We start from the raw sequence: 14,446 nt of genomic DNA, 5'->3' as shown, positions 1-14,446 counted from the left end.
GGATAGCACGGAGCCGATGGAGAACAAAGGTTAGGACACGATGCGCGAGAAGTCCGCCACGGTGGCTGTCGCCTCCCGGATCGCCTTCAGGAGAGCAAGGCGGTTGGCGCGGATTGCGGCATCCTCGTCATTGACGAGCACGTCCCCGAAGAACGTATCGACCGGAACGCGGAGCTTCGACAGGGCTTCCATGGCAGAGCGGAAATCTTCCTTGGCAACCGCGTCGGACGCTTCCTTCGAGGCTTGCGAAATCGCTGCCCAGAGCGCCTTTTCGGCATCGAGCGTCAGGAGAGATTCGGAGACGCCATCGGCAACGACGGTGCCCTTCTTCTCCTCGGCGGCCAGCAGCTGGGTTGCGCGCTTGGTGCCTGCGAGCAGATTTTTGCCGTCCTCGGAGGTGATGAAGGCGGTCAGCGCTTCCGCACGACGGGCCACGAGCAGCAGATCGTCAGCGTCCGGCGTCAGCACCGCATCGATGATGTCATGACGGGCGCCGAGATCGCGCAGATAGACTTTCAGGCGGTCGTGGAAGAAGGAGAGGAGGTCGGCTACAATTACAGGTGAGGCCGACACAACTGTGTATTTCGTATAATCGCCCTGATCGTAAGCAAACCGCCCTTCTGCCAAAGCTGGCTGAAGCAGATCCCGATCGAACTGTTTCTTCCCGTAAAATTCAGAGAGTGTTTCCAGGTCACGCTTACGCGTTATTGTGCGAGAGCCATCATTATTCTCTGTTATTACAGAGCCACGCCCAGAGTCTGCTATCTGTATCGCAGTTGCAATTAACTGAGCAGCGAAACTCTCGCTCAAATTAATTCTTACCTTCCGCTCCAGCAAAATCCGCACGACACCCAGCGCTGCACGGCGCAGCGCATAGGGGTCCTTGGAGCCGGTCGGCTTTTCGTCGATGGCCCAGAAGCCGACGAGCGTATCCAGCTTGTCGGCGAGTGCGAGCGTCAGGCCGACCTTGTCTTCCGGCAGGCGGTCGGAGGGGCCGTTCGGCTTCCAGTGGTCTTCGATGGCGGCGGCAACCGATGCGTCTTCGCCCTGCAGCAGCGCATAGCGGCGGCCCATCAGGCCCTGCAGTTCCGGGAATTCGCCGACGGCTTCGGTGCGCAGGTCCGCCTTGGCGAGCACGGCGGCACGATCGACCAGAACCGGATCGGCACCGGTGATCGGTGCCAGTTCCTTTGCCAGTGCGCGGATGCGGGTGACGCGTTCACCCTGGCTGCCGAGCTTGGCGTGGAAGGTGACGTTGAGCGCATCGAGCTTGGCCATGCGCTGGTCGAGCGACTTCTTGAGATCGAGTCCGAATTTTTGGGCCGAGGCTTCCAACGTCGCGAGATCAGGCAGGTCGCCCTGGTCGCGGGTCCAGAAATGGCGAGCGTCGGAAAGGCGTGCGCGCACGACCTTGCCGTTGCCGTGGACGATTTCCTTGCCGCCATCCTTCGCCTCGATATTCGAGATGAGGATGAAGTGGTTGGACAGGCTGCCATCGTCAGTGCCCTGGCGACGGGTGACGAAGCATTTCTGGTTGGTCTTGATGGTAAGGCGGATGATCTCGGCCGGGATTTCCAGATAGTCTTCCTCGAACGTGCCGAGCAGGACATGCGGCCATTCCACGAGGCCGGAGACTTCCTCGAGCAGGCCTTCGTCCTCGACGAGGTCGAGACCGTTGGCAAACGCGATGTCGCGGGCATCGTGCAGGATCATGTCCTTGCGGCGATCCGCATCGAGCATGACCTTCGCCTTTTCGAGGTTCGACACATAGTCGTCGAAGCGGCGCACGGTTATGGCCTCAGGCGCATGGAAGCGGTGGCCATAGGTGACATTGCCTGCGGTGATGCCGTCGATCTGGAACGGAATGACCTTGGTTTCTTCATGCTCGGTGCCGAACATGCAGACGATCGACTGCAGCGGGCGCACCCACCGCAGGCTTTCAGGCCCCTTGCCCTCGATGCCGGCAAAGCTCAAACCCTTCGGCATGGAGGCGGCACCCCAGCGCATGGATTTCGGCCAGGGGAAGGAGCGAATGATGCCGGGCATAACAGCTTCGATGATCTCTTCCGCCGCACGGCCGGACTTGGAGACGACGGCCACGTAGAAATCGCCCTTTTTCGGATCGCTGGCGACCTGGGCTTGCGCAATATCGGTGAGGCCGGCCTTGCGCAGGAAGCCGGCGATTGCCTGTTCCGGTGCCTTGGTGGATGGGCCCTTGATCTCCTCGCGCTGATCGGCCGAGCGTGCATTGAGGCCGCGGATATCCAGCGTGAGGCGCCGCGGCGTCCAGTATTCGCGAACGCCCTCATAGGTAAGGCCCGCATCCACCAGCGCATCGGTAACGAGTTTCCTCAGATCGCCGGCAGCCTTGCGCTGCATGCGGGCCGGAATTTCCTCGGAGCGGAGTTCTAGGAGCAGATCGGGCATGGTTTCATGTCTTTGCGCTGGAAAATAACGTCGCGGCGGACTTAGCAAGCCCGCCGGCAAAAGTCATCACTTGGGTTGGTGAAAGTCTGTCGATGCTTAGGCAGCACTCATGACGGGGATCGCCGCGATCTCATCCTTCTTTGCCGCAATCTCGATCTTCAGGTCGTAGCTGATCTGCAGGTTCATCCAGAATTCGGGCGTCGTATTGAAGAAGCGCGCGAGCCTGAGGGCCGTATCTGGCGTCACTGCCGTCTGCTCTGCGGCCAGTCGCTCAATCCGTGTGCGGGGAACGTTGAGTTTCTTAGACAGCGCACTGGCGCTCATCCGCAAGGGAACGAGATATTCCTCGCGGAGGATTTCACCCGGATGCACCGGTGGAAGGACACTTGCCATGACTGTTCTCCCTCAATGATAATCGACGATCTAGACCTGTTCGGCGCCGCCATCCGACCACGTAAAGCACACGCGCCACTGATCGTTGATGCGGATCGAATGCTGGCCCGAGCGATCTCCCCTCAAGGCTTCCAGGTGATTACCCGGTGGCGAGCGAAGGTCGATGAGTTCCACGGCGTTCTCGATCATGGTCAGCTTTCGAACAGCGCGCCGCGCGATATCCGACGGAAATCCTTTCGGCAGTTTGCCATTGGCAACCGCTTCGGTCATCGCATTGCCGAAGGATCGTATCACGTCGCAGACCTTTCTGTATCATGTCATGATACAATCATCAACGGGCCGTGCTTACCAGCCGCCTCCCCCGCCTCCACCGCCGCCGCCGCCCGAGGAGCCGCCGGTGGAGAAGCCTGAGGATGAGGAGGATGTGGGTTGTGGCAGGGTCGAGGCGATGGTCGAGGCCATGGAGGAGGAGAAGCCGCCGATGCGGTCGCCGAAACTGTTGAAGCCGCCGCCGTGATACCAGGCGGCGGTGTAGGCGGCGCCGAGACCGGCGGCTGCGAGCCAGGTGTCGAATGCCTGGCTCCACGGCTTCTCGACGCCGAGCGCTACTGCATAGGGCAGAAGCTTTTCGAAATGCTGCGGCGACATTTCCGGTGCGCCGGCCATGTTCATGCGGTCCTTCTCGGCCACGGTGAGATAGAGGCGCAGGCCTTCGATCCCGTCCATCAGCTTGGCGCCGATCGGCGTCGGCGCCCCCATCAGGAAGAAGAACATGACGTTGGCGAGCACGATGCCGCCGACCGAGACGAGAAGCGGCCAGTGATCGGTACCGGTGAGTTCGGAAACGAGCGCCACCAGAACGGAGGTGACGATCGAGAGCGCGACGAGGCCGATAAAGCCGAGCACGACCACGGTCATGATGCGGCCAAACAGCGACGAGCCACGCCGCAGCTTCTTGCCGAAGCCGACCGCGATGAAGCCGAAGAAGACGGCCACGAAGACCGGCACGATCAGCACGGCGATCATGTCCGGTTCCAGATTGCCGAACACAAGCAGGGCTATGAGGAAGATGACGCTGAGGCCGATGCCGCCGAGCACATAGCCCCAGTTGGCGTTGTAATATTTGCCGCGATGTTCGCGTTCGATCGCCTGCCGGAAATTCTTGCCGACATTCTTGACGGCGGTGCCGTTGTTCTTGTCGATGACGAAGCTTTCACCCTTGCCGCCGACTGCCGAGAGAATCACGGACTGACCGGCGGGCAGATCGCGGCCGCTGCTCTTATCGGTGCGCCTGATGACGATCTGCCTCGAGAGATCGTCGAGCACGACATAGCCCTTGACGGCGAGATCGATGGCGCTCGCGGCAAAGGCGGTCCAGCCGCCACCGGAAAAGCCCTTGTTGTCGATATAGTTGACCAGCGCCGGGGACAGGCCTTCCGGCGCATCCCAGCGCGGAACGACGATGCCGCGCGCCGGATCGCGGCCGACGCGTTTCCAGACGGCAAAATAGTAGGCCAGCACGATCAGGAGGCCGGCGCCGGCGATCAGCGTGCCCATATGGTCGCGCAGCCACCAGCTGCGTTCCTGATCCTTGGAGGGTACGGCCACGACACCTTTCGGAAAGCCGGCAACAATCGTCAGCCCTTCCTGCGGGCCGAGCGGTCGCGTCGTCGAGAAGACAGCATTGTCACCGTTTGCCTGCATGCGGGCATTGCGGGCGGTCGAGCCGAGCGGGCCGGTGAAGGCGGTCGTCTGCTGCACCTGCCCGCCATCCGGCAGCGTGACCCTGGCCGAGGCCTGGGTGATGCGGAAATCCCAGCCGTTGCCGGTGACGTTCCAGTAGAGTTCGTCGTGATCGTCAAAGTAGCGGATCTGCCGGTCGGTCCTGTAGGTAAGCACGAATGTATGCTCGCCATCGCGAAGGAAAACGTCCTGGTCTCCGGAATAGATGCGGATGCCGCCAGCGATCGTCTCGGCCCGGTAGGGTTCATCGCGGCCATCGCGGGTGACGGATACGATATCGAAGCCGACGCGAACCGTGCGTCCCGCGGCATCCACCATGGTCAGCGGGAAATCGCGGAAGATGCCGCGGCGAATGCGGTTGCCTTCCGACTTGGCGACGATCGTTTCAGTCACCGTGAGCTCGCCATCCGGCGCGACTGCGATTTCGGAATGGTAGCTGCGGATATACTCCTCGGCAGCGGCCGGAAGACATGCCGCGCAGAACAGCACAACAGCAAGAACAAGGCGCCGAACCATCAGCGGGCTCCCCACTCAGAATTTAACGGTGGGTACAGCGCGATCGGCCTCGTTGGTGATCTCGAAATACTCGCGTTTGGAAAAGCCGAACTGTCCCGCCACCAAGTTGTTGGGGAAGGTTTCCACCTTGACGTTCAGTTCGCGCGCAGCACCGTTGTAATAGCGGCGCGACATCTGGATCTCGCTTTCGATGGTTTCGAGCGATGCCTGCAGTTCGGAGAAATTCTGGTTGGCCTTGAGATCTGGATAGGCTTCCGCCAGCGCAAACAGTTTTCCGAGCGCCTGGGAAAGCATGCCTTCGGCCTGGGCACGGCCCGCGACATCGCCGGCCGGCACCGCCTGCGCCTGGTTGCGCAGCCGCACGACCTCTTCGAACGTGCCCTTTTCGTGGGCCGCGTAGCCCTTGACGGTCTCGATCAGGTTGGGGATCAGATCGGCGCGACGCTTCAGCTGCACGTCGATCCCGGACCAGGCTTCCTCGGCCATCTGTCGCGCCTTGACGAGGCCGTTATAGATGACGACGAGATAGACAGCCACGAGGGCAAGAATGCCGAGCGCGATATACATGACGAGAACTCCCCCGGATAATAATAGCCGGGCGGAGACTAAGTCGGGTTCAATGAATTGTCACTGGAAATCGGTGGGTTAGCCCGGAAACGCTCTAGGCAGCTTCCCGGCCGAGTTTGGCACCACCGGCATCCGTCAGCAGGAAGGCTTCGCCGCAGGCCTTGGCCAGTGTGCGCACCCGCAGGATATAGCTCTGGCGTTCGGTGACCGAAATCACGCCGCGGGCATCCAGCAGGTTGAACACGTGGGATGCCTTGATGCACTGGTCATAGGCCGGGAAGACGCATTTGTGCAGCATCTGGTTCGCCTGATCGCCCGGCGCGCCGAAGGCGAGAAGTGCCATGCATTCCTTTTCGGCATCGATGAAGTGCCGATGCAGCATTTCGGTGTTGGCAAATTCGAAGTTGTGGCGGGAATATTCCTGCTCTGCCTGCAGGAAGACATCGCCATAGGAGATCTTCTCTTCGCCTTCGCGGCCGTTGAAGTTCAGATCATAGACGTTGTCGACGCCCTGGACATACATGGCCAGTCGTTCGAGACCATAGGTCAGTTCGCCGGCGACCGGCGAGCATTCGATGCCGCAGACCTGCTGGAAGTATGTGAACTGCGACACTTCCATGCCGTCGCACCAGCATTCCCAGCCGAGACCCCAGGCGCCGAGCGTCGGGCTTTCCCAGTCGTCCTCGACAAAGCGCACATCGTGCAGAAGCGGATCAAGACCGATCGCGGCCAGCGAGCCGAGATAGAGTTCCTGCAGGTTGGAAGGGTTCGGCTTCAGGATGACCTGATACTGGTAATAGTGCTGCAACCGGTTGGGATTTTCGCCGTAGCGACCATCGGACGGGCGGCGCGACGGCTGCACATAGGCGGCCTTCCACGGCTTCGGGCCGAGCGCGCGCAACGTGGTGGCCGGATGGAACGTGCCGGCACCGACTTCCATGTCGTAGGGCTGCAGGACCGCACATCCCTTGTCGGCCCAATAGGCATGCAAGGTCAGGATCAGCGCCTGGAACGAGCGCTTCGGGTTCATGTGATCTGGCAGGGTCGTGGCGGTCATGGGACTGGTCGCTATTTGCTTATTTCCGGTGGCGTCAGGTGCCACGGGCGGGACTGGGGGTCAAGAGTTTTGCGGCATTCGACCGGCTGCGGCCGCCGTTGCGAACCGCGACTCTGCCGGGCCAAACGTCACTTGATCAATCGCAATTCAAGCAGGGGCAGGTCACCTATGGTTCAAAGCACCGTTCGGATAAATCTCTGATTTTATTGCCAAGTATAGAACTACCCAGACCGGGCCGGGCGTCGGAACGTTTCATTTTTCTTAAGTAAACTATGCTAAATTTCAACAAATCCGCACAATAGGACGATTGAAATGGTAACAATTCGTACCAAGATGATCTTTACGAGCCTTGCGATGTTCGTGCTTGCGGGCGGTGCTGCCGGAGCCGGGATTTGGGGTTCGACGACGCTGACGAACAATGTCGATACCGTCGCGCGCACCGCCGAGATCTTGCGCAATCACATGCAGGCCGACATGATGCACGACGCCCTGCGCGCCGATGTTCTTTCGGCACTGATGGCACGCAATGCCCAAGGCGAGATCTCCACCGCTGACGTCACCTCGGATCTGAAAGAGCATGTCGAGTCGTTCCGCAAGGCAATCGACGACAACAAGGCTCTGGTAACCGATCCCGAGATACAGGCTGTTCTCAAAAACCTGGATACGCCTTTGCGCGGCTACATCGACAATGCCAGCGCCATTGTCGCGCAGGCAGCGAGCAACCCGGATCAAGCACTGTTGTCGCTGCCTGCATTCCAGCAGCAATTCTCGATCCTCGAAACCGCCATGGAAAAAGCAGGCGATAGCATCTCGTCGCTGTCCGACGGCGTCAAGCTCAACAGCGACCGGCTGGCGGTTCTGATCGACACGATCCTCAAGACTGTGCTGGCCGCAACGGCCGTATCTGCGCTTGTCCTGCTGTTCGTATCGCGAAAGACCATCATTCAGCCGATCCGCTTTCTTGCAGGCGACATGCAGAAGCTGGTCGGAGGCAACACGGCGCTGTCCATCACGGGGATCAATCGCACCGACGAAATCGGCGAGATGGCGACGGCTGTCGAGGTGTTCCGGCAGGCAGCGATCACCAACAAGCGACTGGAAGCGGAGGCGATTGCCGCGCGTGAGCGCAACGAAGCCGATCGCATCCGGGTGACCAGGGAAGCAGAAGCGGCAGCCCGCGTGATGCTGCACGAGGCAACCTCCAGCCTGGCGGGCGGGCTGCGAAAGCTCGCGGCAGGCGAGCTCAGCTTTCATCTCTCGGACGCTTTCGCACCTGATTTCGAAGCGCTGCGGCACGACCTGAACACAGCCGTACACCAACTTGACCAGACGCTGACCACCGTCGCACAGGCGGCAGGCTCGATCGACACCGGCACCCGCGAAATCAGCATCAGTTCAGACGACCTGTCGAAACGCACGGAACAGCAGGCCGCCTCGCTGGAAGAAACTGCTGCGGCGCTCGACCAGATCACCATCAATGTCGCCAACGCCTCCAAGCGCGCCGACGAAGCCCGCGCGATCGCGATCCAGGCCAATGCCAGCGCCACCCAGTCCGGCATCGTCGTTGCCAGTGCGGTCGATGCGATGCAGCGGATTGAGGAGTCCTCGGGACAGATCTCCAGCATCATCGGCGTCATCGACGAGATCGCCTTCCAGACCAACCTTTTGGCGCTCAATGCGGGCGTCGAGGCCGCACGCGCCGGTGAGGCCGGCAAGGGCTTTGCGGTGGTCGCACAGGAAGTCCGCGAGCTGGCGCAGCGCTCTGCTCGGGCCGCCAAGGAGATCAAGGAACTGATCCGGAATTCGACGACAGAGGTCGAGAGCGGTGTGAAACTGGTGCGGGAAACCGGCGGCTCCCTGAAGGTGATCGGCGACTACATCATCACCATCAACCAGCATATGGACGCGATCGCAACGTCGTCGCGCGAGCAGTCGGTCGGTCTTGCCGAGGTCAATACAGCCGTCAACCAGATGGACCAGGTGACGCAGCGCAATGCAGCGATGGTGGAGGAAACCAGTGCCGCCAGCGCCTCATTGGCCACCGAAAGCCACCGCCTGCACGAGCTGATCTCACAGTTCACACTCGGCCGGCCCTCTGCCACAAAGCATGACAAGACACGCCGGGCTGCCTGATCATCGGAGCCAGGAACTACCAACGCAAAAGCAGCGCCCGGGAACGGACGCTGCTTTTTTTCTATGTGGAGCGCCAACCTCCCTCATTCCTGTGCTTGTCAGGGAAGAGACGGAGGGGTGGGCGGAGGAAGGAACGAGAGCGCGAGTAGAGGATGGAGCAACGTGGCAAGCGGGTGACGCGGCCATGAGCGCGATATCAAAGTGTATGTCTTCAAACCGTATCGACAGCGACTATCCGCCGGCGACAGCCTGATCAGACGTCGTCGTCGCGCTTGACCCGGTATTCGCCCGTCACCGGATCCTTTTCCAGCGTTCCCATGGCGCCGGTGCGTTGCTGCTCTTCCTCACGGCGCGTGCGGGCCGTCAGTTTTTCGGCGTCCTTGATGAAGCGCTTGTAGAGCATCCATCCGCCGCCGATCAGCAGGGCCAGAAGTATGAGCTGAGCCATTTCCCGTCGAAACCTTATAAGGCGGGCATATCAGAGCCCGAAGCGGCTCCACATTGCCCGTTCTTCCAGGCCTTCGGCAAGACCTGCCGTGGCGCCTGAGGCGATTTCCCCCAGATTGGCGGATCCTAGCGCAACGCCCGGCACCCGGCGACCGAACAGGGTCCGCGTGCCGCCGATCAGCTCCAGCTTGGCATCCTTGCCGAAACGGCGCTTGATCACATCGCGCATCTCGCCCAGCCCATCGATGAGGCCGAGTTCGAGGCCACGGCTGCCAGTCCAGAAGAGCCCGGAGAAAATCGTGCTATCTTCGCCAAGCCGCGACCCGCGGCGCGATTTCACCATGTCGATGAAGACCTGGTGGATCTCGAGCTGAAGCGTCTTCAGGTACTCGATGTCGCCTTCATTTTCCGGCTGGAAAGGATCGAGAATCACCTTGTTCTCGCCGGCCGTATAGACGCGGCGTTCGACGCCGATCTTCTTCAGCATTTCCGGGAAGCCGAAACCACCCGACACGACGCCGATCGAGCCGACGATCGAGGTCGGATCGGCAAAGATTTCGTCGCCGGCAAGGGCAATCATGTAGCCGCCGGACGCTGCCACATCTTCCACGAAGATCAGAACCTTCTTGTCCTTTTCCTCGGCGAGCGCCCGGATGCGTTGGTAGATCAGGCGCGACTGGACAGGCGAGCCGCCCGGCGAATTGATGGAGATGGCAACGACCGGCGCATCCTTCTTTGCGAAGGCCTTTTCCAGCATCGGCGCCACGGTTGCGATGTTGAGCGTTTGCTTGAACTGGCTGCCGCCCGCCATGATCGTGCCATGCAGTCGGACCACCGGGATCGACAAACCGGTCTTGCGGAAACGTTTTGGCAGCAGGCGATTCAAGAAGCTCATCATCCATCCTGTTCAAGCATATATCGGAAGCCTGGATGTATGTTCTCGAAGGGCGAACACAATGGCTGAGCCTCTAAAAACGGGGTTTATCGCCGTCGTCGGTGATAGGCGGTGCGGCCGTTGTTCAAATCATCCGCCTGCGACATGAAGGAATTGCCATCCGCTCCATGCACGATCAGCGGCGCGCGGAACACCAGCCGCGCTCTCGATCCCTTGACGCCGGTTACCAGGATGCGGGTCGCATCCTCGCCCGGGCGGGGGTGGACCGGGGTTATTTCAAGCCCGCCGAAGCGCTTGCCGCAGGCCTCGATGATATCGACGATGGAATCCGGACGGGCGATCAGCGACAATTGCCCGCCGGGTTTCATGATGGCGGCGGCCGTGCGCAGCCAGTTTTCGAACAGGCCAGCGGTCATTGCATGCGCTTCGGCTTTCAAGGCATCCGGCGTTGTGCGGTCGTCGGCGTGGTTGAAGGGCGGGTTCATGATCACATGGTCGTGCACGCCGTCGTGCAATCCCGCGTCGACCCGGGCCTTGCCCGTGAGCGTCACATCGGCGCCGAGAACCGTGATACGGTCAGACAGGAAAGCATTTTCCGGCAAAGCCAGCGTTCGCCGCGCATACTCCGCCATCAACGGCAATTTCTCGACCAGAACGATGCGGGCGTTTTCGAGCCGGCTCGCGACCGCTAGTCCTGCGGCACCGGCGCCGGATCCGAGATCGGCAACCGAAACGGACCGTTCGTCCGCCACAAGCGAGGCGAGCAGCATCGCATCCACGCCGGACCGGTGGCCGCCGCCCTTCGGCTGCACCAGATGGAAGCGGCCGCGGTGAAACGCATCGATGGTGAAGTCCGACGAAAGATCCTGCGGGATGCCGGCGGACGTGGTCACGGGCGAAGCTCCGCCTCCAGGCCCGCATCGATCAGGATGCGGCGGGCTTCATCTCCCCTCTCCTCCTCGACAAGGAAGCGCTTCGACAGCATGCCGAGCGAGCCTTCGAGCACGCTCATGGACTGGTCCGCAACCATAAAATGAATGCCGGCATCCTTCATCAGGCTGCTCGCAACCGAGAGAAGCACCGGGTCGTTGGCGCGAATGAGTTCCCGCATGCGGCAAAAATCCCCCTCAAAAACGGCAGGTCAGCGAATTGTCACTTGCCGCATCCTGCCACGCTTTCTATTGTCCAAGCCGGAACTTAATTTAGGAGTCCGGTCGTTGGGCGTCGTAATACCGCTTGAAGAAGGCAAAAACAAATCTGCTTCCGTGAAGCCCCTGGTGGACCTCACGAGAGGAGACATGGAGCGGGTCAACCAGCTGATCCTGTCGAAGGCAGGCTCCGACGTGCAAATGATCCCGGAAGTTGCCAACCACCTGATCTCGTCGGGCGGCAAGCGGCTTCGGCCGATGCTGACGCTCGCTTCTGCGGTGCTGTTCGGCTACAAGGGCGAAGGCCATGTGAAGCTCGCGACCAGCGTCGAATTCATGCATACGGCAACGCTGCTGCATGACGATGTGGTGGACGAAAGCGATCTGCGCCGCGGCAAATCCACCGCACGGATGATCTGGGGCAACCAGGCCAGTGTTCTCGTCGGCGACTTTCTGCTCGGCCAGTCCTTCAAGATGATGGTCGAAGTCGGATCGCTTGAAGCGCTGGACGTTCTGGCAACCGCGGCTTCCGTGATTGCGGAAGGCGAAGTGCTTCAGCTTTCCGTCGCCAAGAACATGGAAACCACCGAGGACGACTATCTCTCCGTCATTCGCGCCAAGACGGCGGCGTTGTTTGCGGCGGCGGCGGAAGTCGGCCCGATCATCGCCAATGCCGACAAGGCCGGGCGTTCCGCAATGCGCTCCTACGGCATGAACCTTGGCTACGCCTTCCAGCTGGTCGACGACGCGCTCGATTACGGCGGCACCGCTGCCGATCTCGGCAAGAATGTCGGCGACGATTTCCGCGAGGGCAAGATCACGCTTCCGGTCATCCTTGCCTACCGGCGTGGCACCGAAACGGAGCGGGCATTCTGGAAGACGGCGATCGAACAGGGCGAAAGCAGCGAGGAAAATCTTGAAAAGGCGCTGGGCCTGATCAAGAAATACGACGCGCTGAACGACACGATCGGTCGGGCCCTGCATTACGGCACGATTGCCCGCGATGCGCTGGCGCCGCTGCCGGCATCGCCGCTCAAATCCGCGATGCTCGAGGTGATCGACTTCTCCATCCAGCGCGTGAACTGACGCTCCCTCGGTCGCGTTGACGAAGGTGTGACCGTTCCTGCCCGGCATCCGCTCTCTGCGATGCCGGAGAATTCCTTGCGGACATGCTTCAAAAAAGCCATTCTGTCATGACTCAATTGGCGCGGGATGGTGGCGATTTGCCACCGTCAAAGCGTCGCCTGCTCAAGGCCCACCACGAAAGGCATTCTTTTTATGCGGCAGAAATACAGCCTCCGTCTGCTTTCCAGCGCAGCGCTCGCAGCCGTTCTCATGCTCGCCGGTGCAGCGCAAGCGGCGACGCCAGAGGCGAAGCCGGCCGCCGCGGAGAGCGTGAAATTTGATGCCAGCGACGCGCAGTCGTTTTCGGGCGCGTTCCTCGCTGCCCGCACCGCCGATGTCGACCATGATTACGCGAACGCGATTGCGCTCTATCGCAAGGCGCTGTCCTTTGATGCGGCCAACCTTGAAATCCGCGAACGGCTGATGATTTCGCTGTTTCTGAGCGGCGATTTCGAAGGCGGCTTGAGCGAAGCGGAGAGGCTGAAGGACGATGCCGGCGTCGAGCGCATCACCCGCATCGTGCGGGGGCTGGATGCGATCCGCGACAAGCGCTTCGATGCCGCCAAGAAGACGCTTGCCTATACCGGCCCGAACGATCTTGACCGGCTGACCCACCAGATGATGATGGCGTGGGCGGATGTCGGCGCAGGCCGCGGCCGTCAGGCGATCTCGACTATTGCCGGCCTCAAGGGGCCCGACTGGTTCAAGGTGTTTACGGACTATCATCTTGGCGCCATGGCGCTGGTTTCCGGCGACACGGCCAGTGCACGCAAATATCTGACCACCGCCATTACCAACCAGGAAGCGGTTGCGACAGCGCCCGATACGTTCATGCGCGCCATCATGGCGCTTGCCCGTCTTGAAGCCGCTGCCGGCAACAAGCAGAAGGCGCTCGACGCGATTTCGGTCGGCGACCAGATGATAAGCAACTATGCGCCACTGAAGGCGCTTCGCCAGAGCATTGAAAAGGGCGAGAAGCCCGAGCAGCAGATCACCAACGCTGCCGAAGGCGCGGCCGGCGTGCTGTTTTCGATCGGCGGCGCGCTGAACCGCCAGGGCGCCGAGGATATGGTCGGTCTCTACCTGCAGATCTCCCATGCAATGGACCCGAAGAGCGCCGACACGCTAATCCTGCTCGGCGGCATTGCCGAGAAGATGGAACAGCCGCAACGCGCCATCGAGCTTTATGCAAAGGTGCCGGCCGACAGCCCGATGCGCCGGATTTCCGAACTGCAGCTGGGCATCACCCTGTCCGATACCGGCAAGGTCGACGAGGCAAAGAGCCATCTGAAGGCGCTGATCGATTCGGATCCGGCCGACATCCGCAGCTATATCGCCTATGGCAGCGTGCTCTCCGAAGCCAAGGACTACAAGGCGATGGCCGCCAATTACGACAAGGCTGTCGAAATGATCGGCTCCGTGCCGAAGCCGGGCGACTGGACCGTGTTCTTCCAGCGCGGCATTTCCTATGAACGCCTGAAGCAGTTCGACAAGGCCGAGCCGAATTTCCGTCGGGCCCTGGAGCTCAACCCCGAGCAGCCGCAGGTTCTGAATTATCTCGGCTATTCGCTTGTCGACCTCAACCTCAACCTTGCCGAAGGCCTCGACATGATCCGCAAGGCAGTCGATGCGCGGCCGGACGATGGCTATATCGTCGATTCGCTGGGATGGGCCTATTTCCGCCTCGGCAAGTTCGACGAAGCCGTGACCGAACTGGAACGCGCAGTGCAGCTGCGCGCCGGCGATGCGACGATCAACGACCATCTGGGCGATGCCTACTGGCGTGTCGGCCGCAAGCTGGAAGCGGTCTACCAGTGGAACCGGACGCTGATCTCCGAAGGCGAGGACGTCAACAAGGAAATGGTCAAGGAAAAGATCGCCAACGGCCTGCCGCCGCTCGATCCGAACGCGACGACGGCCGATCGCGGCCAGGCAGCACCAGTGCCGCCTGCCCCGCCGGCACCTGCCAATCCCGACAAGAAATCCTGATAAAGC

At 61.1% G+C, this 14,446-nt stretch carries 13 protein-coding genes; 3 read left to right on the top strand and 10 right to left on the bottom strand.

Features of this window, described 5'->3' with window-relative positions; translation table 11 throughout:
* Window positions 1–30: 30 nt before the first annotated feature.
* The 6 genes from glyS to IFT66_RS00560 all read right to left on the bottom strand — a co-directional run bounded on the left by glyS (window position 31) and on the right by IFT66_RS00560 (window position 6,676).
* Window positions 31–2,427 carry a glycine--tRNA ligase subunit beta gene (gene glyS / locus IFT66_RS00585; protein WP_192076509.1) on the bottom strand — a complete coding sequence of 799 codons (2,397 nt, stop codon included), beginning with the start codon at window positions 2,425–2,427 and terminating at the stop codon, window positions 31–33.
* A gap of 96 nt (window positions 2,428–2,523) precedes the next feature.
* Window positions 2,524–2,820, bottom strand: a complete 297-nt coding sequence (locus tag IFT66_RS00580) for a HigA family addiction module antitoxin (protein WP_062579372.1) — start codon at window positions 2,818–2,820, stop codon at window positions 2,524–2,526.
* 30 nt (window positions 2,821–2,850) lie between these two features.
* Entirely contained in the window at window positions 2,851–3,114 is a 264-nt protein-coding gene (locus tag IFT66_RS00575; RefSeq protein WP_192076508.1) for a type II toxin-antitoxin system RelE/ParE family toxin, read from the bottom strand.
* A 51-nt stretch (window positions 3,115–3,165) separates the two neighbouring features.
* Window positions 3,166–5,079: a DUF2207 domain-containing protein gene (locus IFT66_RS00570; RefSeq protein ID WP_192076507.1), complete on the bottom strand. Its 1,914-nt coding sequence runs from the start codon at window positions 5,077–5,079 to the stop codon at window positions 3,166–3,168.
* Between the two features lie 15 nt (window positions 5,080–5,094).
* Complete coding sequence (locus IFT66_RS00565; RefSeq protein WP_062453675.1) at window positions 5,095–5,646, bottom strand: LemA family protein; 552 nt, start codon at window positions 5,644–5,646, stop codon at window positions 5,095–5,097.
* A 94-nt stretch (window positions 5,647–5,740) separates the two neighbouring features.
* Complete coding sequence (locus tag IFT66_RS00560; RefSeq protein ID WP_192077101.1) at window positions 5,741–6,676, bottom strand: glycine--tRNA ligase subunit alpha; 936 nt, start codon at window positions 6,674–6,676, stop codon at window positions 5,741–5,743.
* Window positions 6,677–7,015: 339 nt separating this feature from the next.
* On the opposite strand from IFT66_RS00560, the gene IFT66_RS00555 reads away from it, so the two are divergent.
* Window positions 7,016–8,836, top strand: coding sequence for a methyl-accepting chemotaxis protein (locus tag IFT66_RS00555; RefSeq protein WP_192076506.1), 1,821 nt, complete (start codon window positions 7,016–7,018; stop codon window positions 8,834–8,836).
* A gap of 253 nt (window positions 8,837–9,089) precedes the next feature.
* On the opposite strand, the gene IFT66_RS00550 is transcribed toward IFT66_RS00555, so the two are convergent.
* The 4 genes from IFT66_RS00550 to IFT66_RS00535 form a co-directional block, all read right to left on the bottom strand.
* On the bottom strand, window positions 9,090–9,284 hold the full coding sequence (locus IFT66_RS00550) for a hypothetical protein (protein ID WP_184653991.1): 195 nt from the start codon (window positions 9,282–9,284) through the stop codon (window positions 9,090–9,092).
* A 30-nt stretch (window positions 9,285–9,314) separates the two neighbouring features.
* Complete coding sequence (locus IFT66_RS00545; protein ID WP_446737860.1) at window positions 9,315–10,181, bottom strand: S49 family peptidase; 867 nt, start codon at window positions 10,179–10,181, stop codon at window positions 9,315–9,317.
* 83 nt (window positions 10,182–10,264) lie between these two features.
* Window positions 10,265–11,071, bottom strand: a complete 807-nt coding sequence (locus IFT66_RS00540; RefSeq protein ID WP_446737859.1) for a tRNA1(Val) (adenine(37)-N6)-methyltransferase — start codon at window positions 11,069–11,071, stop codon at window positions 10,265–10,267.
* Window positions 11,068–11,289 carry a putative signal transducing protein gene (locus IFT66_RS00535; protein WP_062453679.1) on the bottom strand — a complete coding sequence of 74 codons (222 nt, stop codon included), beginning with the start codon at window positions 11,287–11,289 and terminating at the stop codon, window positions 11,068–11,070. The genes IFT66_RS00540 and IFT66_RS00535 overlap by 4 nt, the downstream gene beginning before the upstream one ends.
* Window positions 11,290–11,395: 106 nt before the next feature.
* On the opposite strand from IFT66_RS00535, the gene IFT66_RS00530 reads away from it, so the two are divergent.
* Window positions 11,396–12,412, top strand: coding sequence for a polyprenyl synthetase family protein (locus tag IFT66_RS00530; protein ID WP_062453680.1), 1,017 nt, complete (start codon window positions 11,396–11,398; stop codon window positions 12,410–12,412).
* Window positions 12,413–12,604: 192 nt separating this feature from the next.
* Window positions 12,605–14,440, top strand: coding sequence for a tetratricopeptide repeat protein (locus tag IFT66_RS00525; protein ID WP_192076504.1), 1,836 nt, complete (start codon window positions 12,605–12,607; stop codon window positions 14,438–14,440).
* The last annotated feature ends 6 nt before the right edge of the window (window positions 14,441–14,446 follow it).

This window comes from Rhizobium sp. CFBP 13726, from assembly GCF_014841925.1.
Classification (GTDB): domain Bacteria; phylum Pseudomonadota; class Alphaproteobacteria; order Rhizobiales; family Rhizobiaceae; genus Neorhizobium; species Neorhizobium soli.
Note: the sequence above shows the minus strand (reverse complement) of the source record. Positions and strands in the feature narration are given on the sequence as shown.